The organism is Methylotenera mobilis 13, assembly GCF_000384255.1.
Taxonomy (GTDB): domain Bacteria; phylum Pseudomonadota; class Gammaproteobacteria; order Burkholderiales; family Methylophilaceae; genus Methylotenera; species Methylotenera mobilis_B.
In genome coordinates, this window is record NZ_KB913035.1 from 2,123,093 (window position 1) to 2,145,021 (window position 21,929).

At 41.9% G+C, this 21,929-nt stretch carries 17 protein-coding genes; 2 read left to right on the forward strand and 15 right to left on the reverse strand.

Annotated elements, in window-relative coordinates:
- A partial coding sequence (locus A391_RS13935) for a retention module-containing protein (protein WP_036316773.1) occupies nt 1-577 on the reverse strand: 577 nt, incomplete at its 3' end.
- 222 nt (nt 578-799) lie between these two features.
- Here A391_RS13935 and A391_RS0110015 point away from each other — a divergent pair.
- Together A391_RS0110015 and A391_RS0110020 are read left to right on the forward strand one after the other, a co-directional pair.
- Entirely contained in the window at nt 800-1,501 is a 702-nt protein-coding gene (locus A391_RS0110015; protein ID WP_019899129.1) for a transglutaminase-like cysteine peptidase, read from the forward strand.
- Between the two features lie 20 nt (nt 1,502-1,521).
- Complete coding sequence (locus A391_RS0110020; protein ID WP_019899130.1) at nt 1,522-3,438, forward strand: bifunctional diguanylate cyclase/phosphodiesterase; 1,917 nt, start codon at nt 1,522-1,524, stop codon at nt 3,436-3,438.
- Nucleotides 3,439-3,529: 91 nt separating this feature from the next.
- Here the strand turns inward: A391_RS0110020 and A391_RS0110025 are convergent, their stop codons facing one another.
- From A391_RS0110025 to A391_RS0110090, 14 genes are all read right to left on the reverse strand, one after another.
- The gene (locus A391_RS0110025) at nt 3,530-4,162 is read right to left on the reverse strand and encodes a response regulator transcription factor (RefSeq protein ID WP_019899131.1); all 633 of its coding nucleotides are present in this window, start codon (nt 4,160-4,162) and stop codon (nt 3,530-3,532) included.
- Nucleotides 4,163-5,575: an HlyD family type I secretion periplasmic adaptor subunit gene (locus A391_RS0110030; protein ID WP_019899132.1), complete on the reverse strand. Its 1,413-nt coding sequence runs from the start codon at nt 5,573-5,575 to the stop codon at nt 4,163-4,165. It lies immediately after the preceding gene.
- Nucleotides 5,572-7,725 carry a type I secretion system permease/ATPase gene (locus tag A391_RS0110035; protein WP_019899133.1) on the reverse strand — a complete coding sequence of 718 codons (2,154 nt, stop codon included), beginning with the start codon at nt 7,723-7,725 and terminating at the stop codon, nt 5,572-5,574. Before A391_RS0110035 ends, A391_RS0110030 begins: the two co-directional genes overlap by 4 nt.
- 219 nt (nt 7,726-7,944) lie before the next feature.
- Nucleotides 7,945-8,613 carry a hypothetical protein gene (locus A391_RS0110040; RefSeq protein WP_019899134.1) on the reverse strand — a complete coding sequence of 223 codons (669 nt, stop codon included), beginning with the start codon at nt 8,611-8,613 and terminating at the stop codon, nt 7,945-7,947.
- A 34-nt stretch (nt 8,614-8,647) separates the two neighbouring features.
- Nucleotides 8,648-10,525 carry a type II secretion system protein GspD gene (locus tag A391_RS0110045; protein ID WP_157261348.1) on the reverse strand — a complete coding sequence of 626 codons (1,878 nt, stop codon included), beginning with the start codon at nt 10,523-10,525 and terminating at the stop codon, nt 8,648-8,650.
- A 50-nt stretch (nt 10,526-10,575) separates the two neighbouring features.
- Nucleotides 10,576-11,064, reverse strand: coding sequence for a hypothetical protein (locus tag A391_RS14190; protein ID WP_019899136.1), 489 nt, complete (start codon nt 11,062-11,064; stop codon nt 10,576-10,578).
- A 7-nt stretch (nt 11,065-11,071) separates the two neighbouring features.
- Nucleotides 11,072-12,304 (reverse strand): type II secretion system F family protein, encoded by a 1,233-nt coding sequence (locus A391_RS0110055; protein WP_019899137.1) that lies wholly within the window; start codon nt 12,302-12,304, stop codon nt 11,072-11,074.
- 2 nt (nt 12,305-12,306) lie between these two features.
- Nucleotides 12,307-13,947, reverse strand: coding sequence for a GspE/PulE family protein (locus A391_RS0110060; protein WP_019899138.1), 1,641 nt, complete (start codon nt 13,945-13,947; stop codon nt 12,307-12,309).
- An 8-nt stretch (nt 13,948-13,955) separates the two neighbouring features.
- Nucleotides 13,956-14,690, reverse strand: a complete 735-nt coding sequence (locus A391_RS0110065; RefSeq protein ID WP_019899139.1) for a hypothetical protein — start codon at nt 14,688-14,690, stop codon at nt 13,956-13,958.
- Nucleotides 14,691-14,738: 48 nt separating this feature from the next.
- Nucleotides 14,739-16,475, reverse strand: coding sequence for a hypothetical protein (locus A391_RS0110070; RefSeq protein ID WP_019899141.1), 1,737 nt, complete (start codon nt 16,473-16,475; stop codon nt 14,739-14,741).
- On the reverse strand, nt 16,472-17,539 hold the full coding sequence (locus A391_RS0110075) for a prepilin-type N-terminal cleavage/methylation domain-containing protein (protein ID WP_019899142.1): 1,068 nt from the start codon (nt 17,537-17,539) through the stop codon (nt 16,472-16,474). Before A391_RS0110075 ends, A391_RS0110070 begins: the two co-directional genes overlap by 4 nt.
- Nucleotides 17,524-18,276: a type II secretion system protein GspG gene (locus A391_RS0110080; protein ID WP_198291936.1), complete on the reverse strand. Its 753-nt coding sequence runs from the start codon at nt 18,274-18,276 to the stop codon at nt 17,524-17,526. Before A391_RS0110080 ends, A391_RS0110075 begins: the two co-directional genes overlap by 16 nt.
- A 93-nt stretch (nt 18,277-18,369) precedes the next feature.
- Entirely contained in the window at nt 18,370-19,254 is an 885-nt protein-coding gene (locus tag A391_RS13950) for a type II secretion system protein (RefSeq protein WP_157261350.1), read from the reverse strand.
- 511 nt (nt 19,255-19,765) lie between these two features.
- Entirely contained in the window at nt 19,766-21,535 is a 1,770-nt protein-coding gene (locus A391_RS0110090; protein ID WP_081621931.1) for a PglL family O-oligosaccharyltransferase, read from the reverse strand.
- Nucleotides 21,536-21,929: the final 394 nt, after the last annotated feature.

Here is a 21,929-nt window from a genome sequence, read left to right on the forward strand (position 1 = left end):
CCGTGTTCGGGGCGGCGTCTTCTGTGATGCTGGCGCTGTCGTTCACCGCCACTGGGCTGCTGTCGGTAGCTATTTCAGCAGCATCTTCCTGATTAATCACATCTGCAAAACTATTGCCCGACACCGCCGTATCACCAGGCGTCACAGAACCAAACTCATAAGCAAATCTAAAATTGTTAAGGTCATCGTTAATTCTGACGAGGTCAACAAAGCTAAAACCATAACTATTAGAAGATCCACCAGGACCTGCGGCAGTCTCCTCTAACACCTCACTAATATCTTTACCGTCTTCTATCGCTTTAACAACAGTATCTATCGTCGCAACATCCACCGAAGCATCTAACGAAGCAGGAATAAATGCATCTACAAGTTCATCAGCAAAAGCAATTAACTGCTCAGCGCCAATGTGGATCACCTGACCATTGGCTAACTGCAAATCAACCTCAACACCAGCACCTGTTTTGATCGTGTCTGCAGTCTGAATGTTGTCACCTAGTTTCAAATCACGTTGATTACCATTATTTGAAATCAATGACGCTGTACCTGTCATTGCGATGATTTTGCCGATTAATGCCATGTTAATATCCTAAGAAATATTAGATGTTACGGTTAAACTTTTATGAATTACTTAGCATTAAATACCCTAATATAATTAAAGCATATTGTACTGATGGCCAATAAAGCGTTAATCGGGCTAGAACAGTATTAAGCCACCTATAAATTTTCAAAAATCGAGTTTAGTTAAGGTATGATATTTCAGGGCATTAATGTCAATATGACATTAAATTTTGGAGCATGAGTGGCAACTATCCTTAACAAAACATTGAACACACAAAAGTTGCGATTATGCACCCTTGTGATCATGATGTTTTTGTCATTATTTTTTAGCTATCTCGCAGCAGAAGGCTATGACGCTAACAAACTAGCAACATTAGCCAAACAGAAATATGGGGATGAAGCACATAATGACTTCCTCGAGCTTCAACAACTCATCACAAATCTAAAAAACTCAACCGACTCAGAGAAACTGTCGCAAATTAATAGTTTCTTCAACCAAAAAGTCATGTTTGCAGACGACATTCATGTTTGGGGCCAATCAGACTACTGGGCAACACCACTTGAACTGATAGGCTTACACGCCGGAGACTGTGAAGACTTTAGTATTGCTAAATATGTATTTTTGAAGGCAGTTAATATTCCCAATGATAAGTTAAGACTCACCTATGTAAGGGCAGAGCTTTTAGAAAACAATAGAAAAGTCATTAAAGCGCACATGGTGCTGAGCTATTATGCGACACCTCAATCAGAACCACTTATTTTGGATAACCTGATACCTCAGATATCACCAGCATCTAGCAGAAGAGATTTGTCACCGGTATTTAGCTTTAACGATAAGGGGCTTTGGGTTGGTAATAGCACTAAACCAAAATCTGACTCACTATCAAACCTATCAAGATGGCGTGATGTATTGGCACGTATGCGTGCGGATGGAATTGAATAAATGAAAGTAAGGATGAATTTATGTCACTAATTAAGCAATTATGGTTAGCTATTATTCTAATTCTAGCGTTGGCTTCTAGCGGTAGTTTTATTTTAAGTACCTTGTCTGGCAAGCAATATCTAGAAAAACAATTGCAGATGAAAAACAATGATAATGCAGTGACGCTTGCTTTATCGATGACTCAATTACCTAAAGACCCAGTGACACTAGACTTATTGCTCTCAGCGCAATTTGATTCTGGTTATTACCAACACATCGCACTAACAGACACCAATGGAAAAGTACTCAGTGAGCGTATTAACAAATCCAACAAAACCTATGCACCTCAATGGTTTGTCAATGCAATCCCTTTACAAGTAGATGCTGGTGTTGCTGAAATACAGGAAGGCTGGTCACAATTTGGTACCTTAAAAGTTGAAAGCAACACTTCATTTGCCTATAACAAACTCTGGGATGCCACCATACAAATTGCATTATGGGTGTTATTGATTGGCCTCATCAGTTGCTATTTAGCTGGGCAATTATTGAAAAAAATACTCAAACCACTTGATGAGGTGGTAGACCAAGCAAAGGCGATTGGTGACAGTAAGTTCATTATGATTAAAGTACCAAAAACTAAAGAGTTTAAGGCTGTCGTCAATGCAATGAACACACTCTCAAACAGAGTTAAAAAAACAGTCAGTGAAGAGTCTGCAAGACTTGATCAGCTCAGGTTTGATAATAACTTTGATCATGTCACAGGCCTAATGAACCATGATTACTTTGTTAAAAAAGTGAATGCTAGCATCAGCCATGAGGAGTATTTTAATGAAGGTGTGATGGTCATCACCAGAATTCTTAACATTGCAGAAATCGATCAAAAACTAGGCTACAAAGAAACCAATCAACTTCTAAAAACGATAGGTGATATGCTACAACACCTTTGCAATCAAGGCCCGGCGCTTTCTGCTGGCCGACTGAGTGGCGCTGACTTTTCAGTATTTTCTAACCAACCAGCAGACTGCTACAGCCTAGGCACCACCATTAACAGCGCATTTGAAAAAGTAAGCAACATCACTGGACAAGATATTTTAGTCAATTTTCTTACTATATCAACGCGCGTAACCAAGTCAGACACTGCCGAAAACATCATCAACTCAGTACACCACGTACTAGACGACATCGGCAATGAAAGTAGCAACAGTTTACATGTCATTAACTCTGGCGAACTTCATCAATATCAAGATCACAATCTACAAGAGTGGAAGAACTTACTCACTTCAGCTTTAGATCACAATAGAATCAAGCTTGAAAGCTACCCAGTCATTAATCAAGTCGGTGAATTAATCCACTACGAATCCCCAGTAAGGTTACAACTTGCAACTGATGGAAAATGGTTTTGTGCAGGTGAGTTCATTACATGGGCAGATAAGCTAAATTTAATTAATCGTGTAGATGAACTCGTATTACAAACTGCTATCAACTCACTCGCTAATGGTGCAATGCCGATTGGGCTAAACATATCAGCCAGTGCAATTTGCAACCCTGCATTTATTGACATAGCAATGGCAAGTATTAAGAATCAAGCGCAAGTCGCTAATAAACTTTATTTTGAAGTTCCGGAACAAAGTGCTTTTGATCATTTTCCAGAGTTCCGTCAATTCTGCATTGCAGTTAAAGCATTGGGATGCAAAGTGGGTATCGAGCACGTGGGCACACGTATCTCACGCTTAGGCGAGTTACATGATATTGGCTTAGACTATATTAAAATTGACGCTTCAGTTATTCGCGACATCAATAAGAACGAAGCTAATAAAACACTACTCAGAGGCTTATGCATGATTGCACATTCGATAGGAGTAATTGCAATTGCCGAAGGCGTGCAAAATGATGATGAGATTAGTACACTAAAATTAATTGGAATTGATGGAATGACTGGACCAGGTATTTCACTTTAGCCCCATAAAACCTAGACTATCTGACAATAAAACCATTAGCGCTAATTTGTCCAAGAGTATTTAAAGCCCTTAAAAATACGAATTTGAGCAATTAGCGCTTATTGAGCATCAATGCCAACTGCAACCGATCTTTAGCGCCTAAACGCTCAAAGGTTGCAGCTAAATGCGCCTTCACTGTACGTTCTGTAATATTAAGTACTCTTGCCACCTCTTTGTTGCTCAACCCCTTGGCCACCTCGACAGCCACATCTCTTTCTCGGCTCGTTAATTGGGCAAGTAATCCATCCACATAGTCTGGCTGATTACCCGCTAACTTAGTGGATGTTTCTATTAATCGCTGAAGCAACTCTTGCCCCAACCATAAACCACCGTGCCCGATCACTGTTTTAATTTCGTTCAACATTGCAGCTGGTGAATACGCGTGTGCATATCCAACAGCACCAGCGCTTAATGCAGCAAAACAGTCGGCCTGATTAGGTGTATTGGCAAGCACAACAATTTTTGCGAATTTAAACTGATTAATAATATTGGTCACCGTAGCACTTAATCGGCTGGGGTTTTCTTCATTAACATGTAACCAAAATACCAACTCGCCATTGTCAGCAGTAGCGCTATCAAGTTTCTTAGGAATATTTGAAAGGTCTGCGACTATTTTTGATTCTGGAAAAGCATCAACCCAATGACTGAGACGTTCAGGTAAGGTACTAACAAATATATCCTGCATCTATCTCTCACTGAAAGCGTAAGACTTCGCTTTTAAAACTGGTTTTAATAAATAAGAAAGTATGGTTTTTTTACCAGTCATAATATCAACCTGTGCCACCATGCCAGGAATAATCGGCAGCCCTGTACCTAAGTTAGATTTAAGCGTGCGCACACGTACAATATAATAAGCATTACCTTTTTCATCGACAATAGAATCTGGCGCAATATTTTCTACGATGGCATCCAATGCACCATAGACCGTGTAGTCATATGCAGTCAACTTAACAACAGCAGGCTGTAATAAACTAATAAAAGCAATATCTCTAATTTGGATTTTGGTTTCCAATATTAAAGCATCATCAGTCGGCACAACCTCAAGTACCTCTTTACCTGGCTGAATTACGCCACCAACCGTGTTGTAGAAAAGACGGCTTACCTTACCATTGACAGGCGACTTCAACGTGGACTGATTCACTTTGTCTTTCAATGAAACACTCACTTCAGAGACACTATTCAAACGTGCAGTAATGTCGTTTAATTCAGTACGCACTTTACTCTGAAAGGTTTGCTGTACCTCTGAAACTTTACGCCTTGCCTCACCAATAGAGCTCTCGATTCGACTAATCTGAGCACGCGCTTGATCAATATCACCTTTAGCTTTATTAGTTTCTCGCTCTAGTTTCAGTATATCAATCTCAGAGACAGCGCCACTGGATAACAAAGGTTTATTAGCAGCCAGCTCTTTCTTTGCTGATTCATAATTTTTTTCGGCAATTTCTTTTCGAAACTGCACTTCAAGCAGCTCTTTCTCACGCTGAACCACCTGATCACGCGCAATCTCAATTGCGGACTGCAACTCTTCCTTGCTTGAATTATAAAGTGCGTATTCTTGATCGTATGTCTCTGGCACCTCTTTACGCACCTCGTCAGGCGGATTAAAGCTTGTCCCTTCAGCTAAAGCCCTGAGCCGATATTGTTTAGCTAAGTAAGCTAAATATTGTGACTGATTCTCTCTCAATGAAGATATTGCACGTGTCTCATCAATGCGAATCAGCGGGGTTCCCACAGCGACAGACTCACCCTCGCTCACTAGAATCTCTGAAACGATCCCGCCGTCGAGTGATTGAATCACTTGTACCTGTTTAGATGGAATAACACGCCCATCACCACGCACAACTTCATCAACCTTAGCAAAGAAAGCCCATAAGACTAACAACAACATTGTCACTGCAATTGTATACAGCAACAACCTAGCCCTCACTGGCGTTTGCTCAAGAATGACTAAGTCGGATTCTTCATACCATGGCAAATCTTCTTTAGTTTCAGTCGGCGTCCATTTATCCAAAAAGTAATAAATAGGCTTAGTTAACCACGACTGACTTTTAAGAAATTGGTTAATTGTTTCTAGCTTTTTGAACAGATTTTCACTCATAGCGCTTTACCTATCTTGCCATTTCTCAATGCATCTGTCACTTGCTCTTTCGGGCCATCTGCAACAATTCTGCCTGAATCAATCACGATAATTCTATTCACTAAAGCATAAAGAGATGATCTGTGTGAAATTAACAACAATGTTTTGTTTTGGGTATTCTCAACCAAACGAGTCCTAATTGCATCCTCGCCAGAGTGATCCATCGCACTGGTAGGCTCATCTAATAACAATATGGTAGGTTTGTTAATGAAAGCACGCGCGACACCAACGCCTTGACGCTGTCCTCCAGACAATGTTTCACCACGCTCGCCAATCAGCATATCAAAACCTTTGGGGTGTGAGTTTACGAATTCATCAATACCACCAACCCGTGCAGCTGCAATCACAGCAGCATCATCCACATGTGGGGCAGAAATCGTTAAATTATCGCGCATCGAGCCATAAAATAACTGTGTATCTTGCTGCACATAGCCAACACTGCGACGTAATTCTGCAGGGTCAATTTGTCGCGCATCGATACCATCAATCAGTACTGCACCTTCTGTCGGTTGATAAAGGCCAAGAATCAATTTATGTATCGTTGACTTACCTGAACCCATGCGTCCAAGTATCGCAACATGTTCCCCTGCTTTAATTTTAAAAGACACTTTAGTGAGCGCATTGGTCTCAGCGCCAGGGTAACTGAAAGATACTTCTCTAAACTCAATATCTCCGTTAAAAATGGGCCTAGATAGAAACGTACTATCTGCCGGACGCTCCACTGGCCTTTGCATAATTTCATCAAGAGAATTGAGAGACGTTGCTGCATTATGGTACTGCGTCAGTAATCCAGCAGTTTGTGCAATAGGCACTAATGCGCGCGAAGCAAGCATCGTACAAGCAATTAAACCACCCATGGTCAATTCACCGTTAATCACCAGATAAACACCAAGAATCACCAAACTGACAGCAATTAACTGCTGCATCGTGGTTGCACCATTATTAATGGATGACGATAACAAACGTAACTTACTAGAAACCTCTGTCAGAAAATGTGCACTATGCTCCCACTTGCGTTGCATTTGCCCCTCAATACCTAACGCCTTCACCGTTTCTAATCCGACTAAACTCTCAATCAATGTAGCATTTCTGATTGCACTGGCGCGATACATGGTTTCTGACAAATCATGCATTTTGGTTTGCACGCTAAATGAATAGATAAGAATAACTACCGCCCCTAACAACACCGGAATAATCATCGGCCAAGCAATCCATGCAATCACACCAATAAAAATCAGTGCAAACGGAATGTCTATCAGGGTAGTAATGGTTGCTGAAGTAATAAAATCGCGTACCGTTTCAAACGAACGCAAATTGGAAGCAAAAGACCCGACGGAGTTTGGTCGTTGCTCTAAACGAATGCCCAACACCTGCTCCATGATACGTGCGGTGAGCTTGATGTCAATTCTAGTACTCGCCCAATCAAGAAAGTAACCACGCATCGTACGCAGGATTAGATCACCAATAAATATCAAAGACACACCTAGTGATAATACCCACAAGGTTTCTGTTGCCTGATTAGGTAACACGCGATCATAAACATTCATGGTGAACAAAGGCATCGCTAATGCAAACACATTCACAACAAATGCTGCCACCATAATATCTCGGTAAATACGGCTATTTTCGGCTAAAGAACCCCAAAACCAATGCCGCACGGAAACCTCACCAACACTAGGCGCACGCTGGTCAAAAGTAAACCTGAGCTTAGCAACAATAAAGTAGCCCGCACTTCTCGCCATTAAGTCTTCTAATGGCACTGAAACTTCGGCATCACCTAACTCAGGATAAATGACACCAACTAATTTAGCTTCAAGATTAATGTTGGTAATGACGCAAGCTTCATCGTCTTTTAGTAACAAAATCGCCGGTAAGAACTCTTGCCTAGTTTTATCTAGTGATTTTTTTAAAATGGTGGTTGCTAAATGCACACGACTAGCTGACCGTTTGACTAATGCTGGCGTCATTTTTCCATCACGCAATGGCAATCCAGCGACAAGTGCATCACGAGATGTCGCTACGCCATGCAGACGACAAACCAAAAGCAAACTCTCTAATAGAGTATCAACAACATCTTCATTAGCTAACTGGCTCACATCATCCTGACGCATCGATTTACCTTCTTAGAATCAACTTTGACTATATTATGCTATGAATATGCATATGGTACTTAGTATAAGTCGACTACTACAATATAAACAATGTTAAATACTATTAACTTTTGAGGAAATTAGCACCTAGCCATTTGGATGATTGACATTACTATAATATTTATATGATAGAAGTCATAAGTAAAACACTCACGCTACAAAATCTACGTTATCAGCCCACTAACGGCATATTCTCCGACTTTTTCCCTTACAGCCCTCAAACAACCAAGCCTCATCTTTTTCTATGTAATAGGCATCCGCATTAAGCATGACATATCGACTATTATGAATAATTGAGGTTGAAACTAGTAACTCAACACCAGTTTCCCCTGGATTAACTGCTTTATATCCATCATACGCACCAGCTACTGCAACTGAACCAACAGCAAATGCTGTGCTACTGCCATATTTTAATGCATCACGTAGCACCCAGAATCCCGTAACGCCGCCTGTCGCCATTCCAGGTTGATAGCCTAATGTTTTAGGGTCAAAAGATGATCCATGGCGAATCACCTGTGCCTCATAGCCAACTTCAATTGCACCCTCCTTTGTTGCAGAGACAGCATAACCAGCATCAATCAACCCGGCAATCATGTACTTTCGAAATGCGCGACCAAAGTCACTATTGCTATTATCAGAAACGTATAAAGGGCTACCAGCTAAAGGTGCTTGTTTCGCCAATGCTAACTTAGTCCTCTCAACAGCATCGGTAGCAATCATGCCCCAATGTTGCACCGCCATTGCTTTTCTTTGTGCCATAGATTCAAAGTTTTTTGCTTGTGGAATATTTGTAGCACAAGCTGTTAAAAAAACTGATAAAACGATCAAAAACAAACCAGTTAATTTCATATTCTGTCTTTCAAATTTTGTGTTAAGTTCATCATTACCACGCTTGCTCGGTCATTGGCTCCACGACATCTCGGGTAATATCATCAGACTCAGCAGCAGTGCTAATAATATGTGGCGTAATCAGTAGCACCATTTCCGTACGGCTACTCACGTCTTTTTTACCTTTAAAAAGCTCTCCTAACAAAGGGATACTGCTAAATACAGGCACTCTTGTATCAACCTTACTATCACTGTTTTTAATTAACCCACCAATCGCAACAGTCAGTCCATCTTTAGCTGTGACAATCCCATTAATCGTTGCAACATTTAAACCATCAACAAACTGCTGTGTAAGGTTACCTGTCGCATCGGGCACGAGAACCTGAGATAAGTCACGAATGATACTTGTCACAGCTTGATCAATTTCTATTGTTACTGTTTTATCTGCGTTAATCTTTGGTGTAATGGTCAACTTAGGCCCTACATCCTGTAATTCAGTAATAGGAGTAGGTGCGACGGTTACTGGTGAACCATTCGCTGGTGTTACCACTGTGCCTGGATTAAAACCAGTTGTGATTAAGTTCTGTGTACCTACAAACAACTCTGACTTACGGTTATTCGATGCCAACAGAACAGGAGAACTAATTGTTTTTACTTTATTCTTTGTTTCAAGTAACTGTATTTTTGCGCTGATTTTGTCGCTCAAGAATTGGTAAACAAGTGAACCCGCACCAAGCGTTAAATTATTTTGATTGCTTAGCGTACCTATAGGCAAAGTTGGTGTCGCTGTTGAAAAAACACCTGGTCCTTTTGTTGTAGTACCAGCTTGATAATTTAAGTCGAACAACTGCTCAAAACTATCCCCCATTGTTAATTCTAGTATTTTCATTTCCAATAATACTTGGGGTACAGGCCTATCCATTTCCTTAATCAGATGCTCTATATCTTTAATCGCAGCATTATCACTAGTGCGTAAGATAATTAAATTATGCTCACAATTTACACTCAAATAAATTAAAGGATCACTACTACCAACTTTATTTAAATCCTCTGACCTAACAAAATTGGTGCTCCCATTCTCGGTAACCTCCTCAAGCGCTTGCAATTGATCAGGTGTCAACTGTTCATTTACACGGCTAGAAAATTGATTATTTATTCCTTGGTTACGATTATTCTGACCTAAGTTGTTACGGTTAATCTGATTGCCTACACCCCGATTGATTCCACCATTAAATCCCCCTGTAGCGCCTCTATTCCCAACACCAGAAATACCACCCTGGCCGCCAGCAATGCCTGTATTACTGCCGCCTAATTTCCTTACCGCTCCAGCATCACATAACTGTGAAACAATAACGCGTTGGTTATAAATATCACGAATAACAGTTGCAACCTCTGTTGGGTTCGGATGCAATAGATTAAAGATTCTTGTTGTATCCTCTCTATATACAACAACATCCCGCTGATACTCATCAGTAGTCATAATTCTAAATGTCTTGCTAACTTTATCTTGCCTGTACCAAAGGCCACTATTTTTAGTAATAGTATCTAGCGCATCTTTAACTGAGATATTTTGCAAAAACACGGTGACTACTTTTTTTGTTGCAGCTTCAGTAGCCACAATATTCAAACCCGACATATCTGCAAGCGCACGAACTACATCAACAATATTAGCTTGCTTAAATTCAAGCTTACTGATGATGGCATCCTCCCCTGAAGAAGAGCTTTTCTTAGTTGTAGCAACCTTATTGCTAGATTGCACAAGTGAATTAAGTGCTGAAGAGTTCACTGGAACAACCTTCTCAGAATCAGTTAAGGCTAACCCAGTATCATCAGCAGCATACAAATACGACATGTACATCATGCCTAACAACATTGCATTTAAGAGCAAGCTTAAACACCTAATCATCGCAGCCTCTAAAGTTTTATATTGCATTATTTGATTCATACTTATTTTGTCCAAAATTTGGTATATCACTAACGTGCTCATCGAACCAGAATCACTTGATTCACCCGACCGGCTTGGACTCTAACGCCATTAATATCAATTTTAACGACCTTAATGACTGAATTCTGACCAAGTGCCTGTAAACCGATTTCATCACCTTCACTGACTAAGTAGACGCCCGCGCCCTCTACTTCTAGTAATGCAACCATTTTTTTTGCACCTCTATTCATAAAGCCTTTAAGGCGCATTTTGGGTGCAGTCTGCGGACCATACCCAGGCACAAACCCTTGTGCACCGCCTGCACGTTGAGGGTTGCCTACCTCTGAATACATCAAGTCGCTAGTGGTAAATGGATCTCTTTGCGGTAATGCACCTGACTGAGTACTTTCAGGATAATTACTTGTAGCCGCATAAGAAAACGTTATATTCATGGCAGTAAGTAGCGACACTGCTGCAAAAACACATGGTTTGTATAAGTTGTATAAATATGCTCTTAATCGAGATAAGTTATTGTTACCAATTTTCAAAATAAGCTTAGCCTTTCGCCAATGAAAACATTGCTTGAAAAAATGCATAATAGACAAAACCAACAATCCCACCGATAACCAAAATTAGGGCTGGTTCGATCATCGCACTTAAACGTTTAATACCTACCTGCAGCTGCGCCTCGTAAAAAACGCCTAACTCCATTAACACATGATCTAAAGTACCGGTGCGCTCACCAATTGAGACCATTTGCGTGACAAGCTCGGGAATGGCAGGGTTACGGATACTAGATGCCATATCTTTACCCGTTAAAATCATTTCGGAGGCGGATTTTAGTTTCGTAGAAATCAAGCGGTTTGCAATTACATTTGCACTGATTTTTAGGGCATCAAACACTGTTAAACCACTTCGTAGCATCATAGAAAGTGACCAAGTCAATTCAGCAATTGCGCCGCAGGTTAACAACTTACCTATGATGGGAATTCGCAATAAAAACCCGTCAATTTTCAGGCGCCCATTGGGGGTGTTGTAGGTAATAACAATTGCAACCACTAGTGCAACCAATACTCCAATGATGTGTAGACCATATTTCAATGCGAAATTTGAAGCATCGATTAAGAACTGTGTAGATGGTGGCAAAGCGTTACCCTTACCAGCTAAGAATTTTGCAAATGTTGGGATAATTTTAACGACCAAGAATGTCACAACACCCAACGCCACTAGCACTACCACGCCTGGGTAAATTAATGCGTTAATCGTTTGAGATTTTAGTGCCACACGCTTTTCAAGATGGGTTGCTAAACGGTCTGCAATTGCATCGATATCTCCGGTAAATTCTCCAGCCACCATTAAATTGACAGCAATAAGCGGGAACACACCAGGATGCTTACCCATCGCCTGCGATAGCTGACTACCTGTTTCAATATCTGTAATCATTCGGCCAATCACGTTACGTAAGCGCCCAGCAGACACTTGCGTATGCGAAAGTTGCAAGGCTTGCAAAACAGGCAAACCCGCACGTAACATAAAGGATAACTGCTTAAAAAAGAACACCAAATCACGTGTTGGCACAGAACGCAAATCACTTAAACCAGCAAAACTTATTTCCTTAGATAACCCACCAGAGCCAGCAGATGCTGCTGATACGCTTTCATCAATCTTTACTACAAATAAATTTTGTTGCCGTAATTGTGCAATAGCAGAACGAGAGTCAGCCGCTTGTACAGCTCCTTTACTCTCTTTACCTTTTGCATCCACCGCAATATATTTAAACGTAGGCATCGTTAATCTCGTTTAATCGCTACGGTTTGTATTTCAGCTAATGTGGTGGCGCCACTTAAAACCTTAGTACAGCCATCGTTCCACATTGATCTCAAGCGACTTCCTGCGCACGACACCAACTCCTCCTCAGTGCAATTGCGTGAAACCAACTTACTTAACTCTTCGTCAAACCATAAAGTCTCAAATAGACCTAGACGTCCACGATAACCAGTCCCTTGGCAATAAGCACAACCCTTTGGCTCATAGACGTTGACCTTTTTCTCCGTCACGCATAATAAATGGCGCTCTTCTTCAGTTGCTGTCCGCTCTAACCTACAATGTGGACATAAGCGACGCACCAAACGTTGGGCAATTACTGCATTCATGGTTGAACCAATCAAAAATGGCTCGCAACCAATATCAATCAAACGCGCTACCGTGCCAGCAGCAGTATTGGTATGCAATGTTGAAAACACTAAATGTCCTGTCATCGCTGCTTTTAGCGCAACATCAGCAGTTTCTTCATCTCTAATCTCACCTACCATCAATACATCTGGGTCATGACGCAACAGCGAACGCAATGCCCCTGCAAAACTAATCTTAGGTCCCGTTTGTATTTGCGAAACGCCCTCCATGACATACTCGATGGGGTTTTCCACCGTCATAATATTCAGGTCTGGGGAGTTAATTTCTTGCAGTGCTGCAAATAGTGTTGTGGACTTACCGCTACCTGTAGGTCCTGTAAGCAATATCATGCCAAAAGGCTTACGGATTGCTTGGCGAAACATCACCAAGTCATCCGCAGACATTCCTAATTTTTCTAAGGTTAAATTCTGTGCTTCTTGCCCTAAAATACGCATAGTAACGCGCTCACCCAAGCGCGTAGGTGCAGTTGCAACACGTATATTAAACTCACTGTCTATAGGTGGAGGTAAGTAATACGACATGCCGCCATCTTGTGGCTCACGCTGTTCAGCAATATCTAAGTTAGACAGTACTTTAATCCGTGAAATCAAACCATTCGCCACGGTATTATTGCCATCAGTATTTAAGTTATAGTCTTGAAGTGCGCCATCTACACGCAAACGCACACGCAGCCCAAACTCTTCTTGAACGATGTGTACATCAGAGGCACGTCGCAAAAATGCTTCTTTTAACACATCATTCAACAAAGCTACTAAATCCACCTCAGCAGCCTGAGATACTGCAGTGGCTGCTTGACCCTGACTAGTAGCAGCTAAGCTACGGCTAATCATCGCGTTAAGTGTATTAGGATCCGCCACAGCTAAACGTACGTTCCGCCCTAATAAACGTTGGATGCTATCGATGGTTGCTCGATCGTCTGGGTCAGCAACAGCAAGCAATATGCCCTCAGTATTTTCTGATAATGGGAGGATTGCTTTACGTCTCAACAATGCTTGCGGGATTTTTTTTAGTAAATCAGGAGGAGGCGTTGTGCCAGTTGGGTCAACAAATGGCAAACCTCTTAGCTCAGCAACTGCCCTATAAAACGCAGAAACTGGCAGCCGGTAATGTGCAGTGACTGCATCCAGCAAGTCAACACGCTTGCGGCGTGCCTCTGTACGCAAATGCGCCAAAATTTCCGCGTCAATAAGACGCTGCCTAACAGCAGCATCAATCAGTTGTTCAATCGCAATCGACATTTATAATTTCAAAGCGCTAAAATCATGGTAACTAATAGGGGCTGGGGATAACCAGCAGGCGGGGTTTGTGCTGAGAGCTCTACTTGAATTTGTGTCACAGTCACCATTGAAGGCAACTTACCAAGCTCATCAATAAAGCGTTGTAGCTGATAAAAATTCCCCTCCAAACTAACTCTTTGAAATGGTCTTGGTGAATCCAAGTCATTCACTAACCTATAGCTCAATTCTCCTGGCAAAGGTGCAGTGCCCATGACAGCATCAGCACCTACTCCACCAAGCCTTCCACCAGCAGCTTTTCTTGCTGCCTTTTGTGCACGTCTGGTTAAATTAGCCTTTGGTGAGGCTTGGCTTTTTACACCAGCAGCACTAGGGATTACGTAAGGAATATTTTCGCGGATTCTCACGCCAACATTATTGGCTAAATTAGAAATACTTAGCCTGAGCTCTTGAGACTCTTCAGGTGCTAAGCGCTGTTCCAATTGAGTAAACCTTGCGTTCATGGTCTCTAATGTTTTATCTGCATAGGCAATGTCAGCCTCTAATTCCTCTGGGTTATCATTTGGCTCATCTGGAATCACAGCTTTTTTAGTACGCTCTGCCGTTTCTACATTAGTAGCTTGCAACTTGGCAAGCTCTGCTAACGCTGGACGATAACGTAACAACCCATAACCACCGCCAATAAAAACGAGTGCCACCACAAAAATCAGGATTTGTTCGCGTGTGGAAATGTTGCGTAAATTCATTATTTATACCAGTATCTTTATACTTAAGTTATTTTGAGCGACTAAGCACTATGTCTTACCAACAGCCACATCAGTTGCTGTTGGTGCTGGTTGTTTATCTAACCTTAATCTCAAAATATATCCAGTCAGACCAAGCCTACCTACCTGACTGCCAACGCTAACCTCTACGACTTTTAATCCATATGGATCCATTGCAGACTGAAAGCTTTTTACAAACTGTTGTGCAGACTTTTCACTCAATGACCAAGCTGTAAACCTAAATCCATCTCTAGGCGTTTCTTCAATGCGTTCAAGCACCATGTCATCTGGCGTGACACTACTTAGTTCGATTAATAAAGCCTGCAAAAAGGCAGAACGCTTAGGTGCATCTACAGCCAATAAATCAGTGCGTGTTTTTAATAAATCTATCTCATCATTTTTAGCTTTTAAAGACTCTTTTAATTTATTAATTGCATCAATTTGTACCTGTACACGGCCAACTGCCTCATCCATCACTGCAGCCTGCGCTGTTATTTCTTCATGTGCTTGCTCGGCTAAGTTTTGGCGTAATTGCAGTATTGTTTCCGCTGCTCCAACACCTAGCAACAATAACAGCGCGGCTGCAATGGCACGCGCTTCTACACTTTGCCAAATTGGCACTGAAGGACCTAACACAGAAACACCACAACAACGTGCTGCACCTTCCATCTCTAGTAAATGACGCGCAGCCCCTAACATGCCTGGGGTCACTTGACTACTAATCGAACTTAGTTGGTTCACCGGGCGACCCAGCATGCTAGTTAAGCTAATCTCAAGGCCATCAGATTCGCCAATCGCACTACCTAACCAAATCGCTTTGACATCTGGCGGTGTTAATACATGAAAAGCCTCTAAACATGCATCTAAGGTATTTTTTAACGTACTTTGTTGTAGATTAATAGCAGAAACTGAACCCGATACAACCCTAATAGCAGCAACCAATCCAGCATGCGCCTCTATTAATAATTGATCACCTGCTTCACTCGCGGATAGCTCAAATGACGTTGCAGCACACCCAACCAATGGGTAAACACGCTGCAATATAACGTGACTCTCTGCAAAGGCAGCAGACCACTGTTGCATCATGCCTTGATTAATGCCGCACACCAGCCAAGGGTATTGGCCTTCATCAGTAGTTTGTCCTTTTGCAACAGGCTGTGCAGACCAGCCACACGCAATTTCATCTCCACTACCTTGTAGCCATGCCTGACGTGTTAAACACTCTTCCATTTGGCGATGCGTGATGTACCCCATTTCAATCGCCATTTCGCCATAGCGTTTAAAAGAATATACATCTAATGCAGAAGCATCTTCTACGCCTTTACGACCTTGCTGGCGGTCAAGCACCTCTGTTGCTTGTGCTTCAGTGAGATACCCTAACCCCACTAAAATCCTACCAACAGACCATAAGGTCGTATGTTGCATTAGCAGTGGCTCAAGCTCCCAACGCACCAGCTCCAGCATTTGCTCAGGTGGTCGCTTACTATTTGGCGCAACGGGAAGATCAACCAATGTAGAAAGTGCGCCCGGGGTGAGTAAAATGGCTGTTTTTCCCTGCCATCCCTGTGCTTTTACATTAGTCACAATTTCAGCAACAGCATCTTTAAACTCGAGCGCTTCCGAGCGTGACGAATACGACACCACCAAACCATCACCGCTACGGCTGACAATAGCCCCTCGCAACGTAAATCCATCGGTCTCACAGACGAGAACAGAAGATATGCGCCGAGAAAAAGGGAGTAATTGAGCAATACTTTTCAAACTCATTGGATATTCCATTGAATATTAATTGGCGGTGCAAACGCACGTGGTAACAAAGGAAAGTAGAACGGTGAAATATCAACATCACTATCACAGTTACCATCGAAAATATGGCCATCTTCACACACAAGAACGGCAGCCAACTTACCGATAGGTAGTACGCTGGTACCACTCTCATGAGCCACATCAAACACTTGTGCAGGCACGCCTGAAACAGCAGTCATTGCATTACTCACAAACGCTTCAGAGTAACTAGAGGCCGCGTTGCTTTTCATAAAGAAAACATATAAACGCAAGTTAGGAAAATTTTGGTTGAGCAGTCCGTTAATCGTGACTCTAAAAGCAGGATCTATCGCAGAAAAATCAACTTGCCAGTCTTTAGGCTCCACTAAATTTCCAGAAGCTGGGTAATCTTCCTCATACACACTAGTACCTGTCCCGGTAGGACCATCTGATCCATAACTTTTAATACTAAGCGCACTATGGTTGGGTGATGTACCACTGATAGCGACAGCCCAACCAAAATTATCAGTGCCATCGTCATTAGCCCATCCATCACGAAAAGCACGCACAGCGGATGCACCAGCACTTGGCATCACATCAAGGTAAGGGCCACGCCACCCAGCATATACTTCACCAACTGCCGATGCTGAAGAGGTGGCGATAGGGAAACCCTGCCAAACATTAGCACCAGTGGGCAGTTCAACCAACTCGTTAATATTGGTTGGTAAGCGCCCCATATCTATGGCAAACCCGCTTAACACAGGCTCACCATTGAATGTGCGCGATGTATCACCAATAATCGCCGTTCTTATTTGCTGCAAACGTGTGCGTGTTAACTCAAAGCGCTGTTGGTCATCAGTGTTATCTACCATCACCGTTGTAGCAAGTGCCAACATACCAAGCAGAGAGACCACCACCAAAAGTTCCAGCAGTGAAAATCCACCGACAAAAGGCTTTTGCTTATTCAAACACCTAGATTGATTAAACTTAGCTCCAATCAGGGCTCTAGTGTGAGCAAGCAATCCAGCGCCACCCATTGATGACATTAGATTTACATAAGTAGACATAGCACCAAATCATCCTTGCCTGAAGCTGAAGCATCGTTCGCTTTACAAATGTCTACAGGGTCAACAACCGCATGGTCTCCGCCATAAGCGCCATCTGCACCAAAACTGATGATGCGGATATCACTACTAGAGCCTCTCAACACATAGGCGTTACCCCAAGGGTCATTCACAAACACCGTATTACCATCACGCGATAAATACGGCCCATGCCAACCACGCGCAGTGTCTATATTCCAATCTTTACAATGCACATCATAAGTAGGCTCAGCGAGCGTCACTTTTCCAATGTCTGTTGCTTGGCAAGTTCTTAATAAATTTAACTTAGCCGCCTCATATTTCATCTCTTCAATGGGGTCTGGAGTGCCCACGTACTTAATCTCATCATCAGCATCAGGGAAATGTCCAACATCGCGCTTAAACAGCTTTAATGCTTTGCTGATTTCAACCATTTCGCTGCGCGCTACTTGAACAGCCGCAGTATCATCCACATTATCTAGTGACATCACCGCAGCAACCGCCACCACAGACATCAATGCAACCACTACCAACAGCTCAAGCAAAGTAAAACCCCCATTGCGTTGATTCGCATGAATGACTTGCCTACGGTTAACACTTAATTTACCGCAAGCACTAGATAAAAACAGACGTAATACCTTAGAAAAAACACACCCAACCCGATGCGCAAAGCACAAGGCAGCTACTAACATCGTGTGTTTTTTCTGAAATATCACCAACATAAAATCAATCATTAGGCCTAATGTTGAATACACAAAAAGGCAGGGTTCTTAGAACCCTGCCATGCTTTATTACATTAAGATAGTTCTAAAATCTTATTGCGCAGCAGCGATAGCATCATCAATCACTCTGCCATCTGGTGTAATTACAGCTACTAAACGAGCTTTATCTAAGAACCCTTCAGTTGCAGTACCAGCATCATTTGAGCCAGCCACTTGGAATAAACCAATGTAGCGTGCGTAGTCTGTTGCTGGATTTACACTATTAACTCTAGTGTATGTAGGCGCTTGTGAAATAGCCACTTTTGAACTTGTTGTGCTTGCAGCAGCATCACTACCGAAACCTAACGCAACCACTAGGTGGCATTCATCCGCTTCCATAGAATCGTTAAATTTATTTTGAATGGTGTTTGCATCAGACGCAGTTAAAGTACGACTGAATGCGCTAGCCAAAGAAACGCCTGTAGCACCAACTTGGCATGCACCACCAGCACCACCAGATGGAACGATAGAGATAAATGGAACATCCGCTTGCGTATCAACATCACGCTCTGTTGCATCTGGGTTCACACTCTCGTTGTGCGCACGGTTTGGATTAATACCTGGTTGCAAAACAGCTGTCATATATTGAAGCTCATCAATACCTGCTGCTAACAAGGCATTACTTACACCAGCATAAACTGTAGCATCAGCTAAAGACAATGCACCAAAGATACCAGAAGCTGCGCTTGGCAATGTTGAGATTGCAGAACCAGTTGTTGTAGCAAGCACGTCCCATTGGTTTGGATAAACCTTCTCAACTGCACGGTAAGTACGAATCGCGCTATCTAATGTCACGTTTGCATTCGCAGCCGCTGCAGCTTCCGCATTGTCACCCACATCTTCATAAGCCACTAAAGCGCCAACAGCTAACACTGCCAGTAAAGTAATCACCACCAGCAACTCAAGCAAGGTGAAACCTTGTTGTTTTGATTTCATCATAAACATTTAAAACTCCTTGGTTTTGAAATTTAATTTTAAAAAATTTTATTTACTTAATTTAATTAAAAACTTCACGTTACTCCCCATGCTGTATTCAAGTGATCACTTAAACCTAGCTTTTTAACTAACGCTTTTTTCAACTAAACAAAACCTGACTCAATCAATAGCTGCTTTATATATACAGCAACCAATGATTAAGGGCGGGAGGAACAGGCAGTCCCGACACACGGCTGGCCTGGCTCCCAGCGCATACCCCTTGTGTGCGGGTCTATATAAGCAACGAATATGCCAACAAATTGAAAAAAATTGTAACTATATGTAAATTATGAGTAATTCCTGAAATATATCCAGAAAACATCACAACGATTATTAGGATAATTGGTGGTTATTATGAATAGTGGTGGTTGTTAACAACCACCACCTTACTTATTTACACCCAATTATTTTCTACACCACCACTAAGCTAATAGATTTAATTACTTAATAAGAATTTATTATTAGTTGAGGGTTGTTAGCTGGATTTCTTGTCGGCTAGCGCCTGTCTTTTTAGTTTGCCAGCGTTTTGCAGGACCGAAGCAATTAAAGGCATGGTACGTGCATCACCCTGCCTTAATAATTGCACGGCATATTGATTGGCATATTGAGGATATCTGATTAACGCAAGCTTCAGCTGCTGCTGCGCTGCAGGTAATTGCCCGCTCATGGCTAGCAAAGTGGCATGCTGGTAAACTTCTTTATCGCCTGGAATAAACTTAACCACTTGCGAACTTATGGCAAGCTTGTGTGGCAGTATTTCGCTCACATTAGGGAGTATTCTTAGCACGACAAAATCGATATGCGGCGCCAACAGCGATTTGTTGCGAATCACCAGCATTTCATCCAGCATACGATCTACCTCGGCAGGCTTCACCTGCTTAGCCTGACCACGGGTAAACCAATCTTCTAGTTTGTAATAATGCATGCCAATATTCACCAAACTAATTGCACCAAACAAAATGAGCGCACCCATGGCAATTGGCCCAAGCTCCATCTTCCACTCAATAAACTTTTCATCTCCCAAGCCTAAGGCAATTGCAGCAATACCAAGAAAATAAGCATACCAAAGTGGATACTCTAACGAGCTATGAATGGCTAATACTGCAAGCAACGCATATACCAAAAATCGCTCTGGCGTGAGTGAATTACGCCATGCATTCACCAAAAAATAGATGAATCCAGCCAGTATTAATAAAGCACCAACCACACCTGCCTCAACCATTAAATTCATCACGATGTTATGGGTATGGTGATACCAACCCATATGTTGGTCAAAAGACTCTGCTAAGAGAAAGTCTTGCCAGCCAAATTGCGAGAAGCCGATACCCAACCATGGCTGCTGCAAGAATACTTGCCAAGCCTCAGTAATTAATTCCAAACGAATAGAGGAGCCTTGCATACCAACCACTACTTTTTCGGTAGGCATGGCAGGCAGCCCTGAAATAGGCAACATGGGGATAATTAATTGCACAACAACAAAAGCCGGCACCAGTAAAAGCAATACCCACGGACGCAGATATTCTGAATTTTTACTAAACTTTCTAACGGCCCACCAACCGCCAATAGAAAGGATAAGGATATAAAGCCACCCCATACGCTGGCCAGTCATCGCAATTGGGAATAATAATAATATTGCGAATGTCAGCGCAAACTTTGGTTTAATTTTTGCTGTGACATATAAATAAATAAGCGAGCCAAGCGCCAATGCAAGATAATTTGCTAGGTGATTTACTTGGCTAAGATTAGCGCCATTTCTAGCCTGGTTATGTGGAACAATTACATTAGCTAACTCAACGCCAGAAATCTGTAAAACGACTATCAGTATATTAAGCAAACCGCCGATAATAACCGCCCAAGCCATTACAGAGACAACTTTTGGCATACCAAACTCACGCTTAAGCTCCGCGCCAAGCGAAATCAACAGCACAGCCCAAAGTAAGTACAAACCTAGTAAAAAATTCTGTTGCCAATAGTTCACCAAACCCAAGGGCACCTGTATTGCAAATATAGCGATTAAACCCAACGGCACTAAAGCCACTACAGGCAACCTAAATGATTGCCAAGTGATTGGGCGTAACAACAACATTGAAGCTAACAAACCCAATACGGCAGCCGACCATTCACCATAGAAAGTAGTGAGTGGGAATCGATGATGTGGGATTAAAAACGGCACTACGCACATGAGCGCAATCAATAACAAACTAAGATCAGGAAGCCTATAAGACTGAAAATACTTATTTATCATAAAAATCCGAAAGAATATCGAGTGATTTAAGTTGCAAGTAATATAGAAATACTACCCACATGCTTTACTATCAAATTGATAAAAGCTAATGCAAAAAAGATAGGGTGATTAAGTCAAACCATGCTAACCAGTTAGTGTTACGCAAACACAATTTGACCATCACCCATCATTAAAAGATTAAAGTTGTGCTGTACAACGCTCAGTTAAATTGAAGCAAATCTAGACAGCACATTTTTATATATTTCTTTTATTAAGCATCAACCAAAAATTGATTTGCTTATTTGCCAGCACTATTTATGCCACAGATATAAATATAATGAATAACCATTTAAAAACAATAAGATAAAGATTATCAGCATTAATTATTTCAGTTCATTCATATAAAATTGGCTGT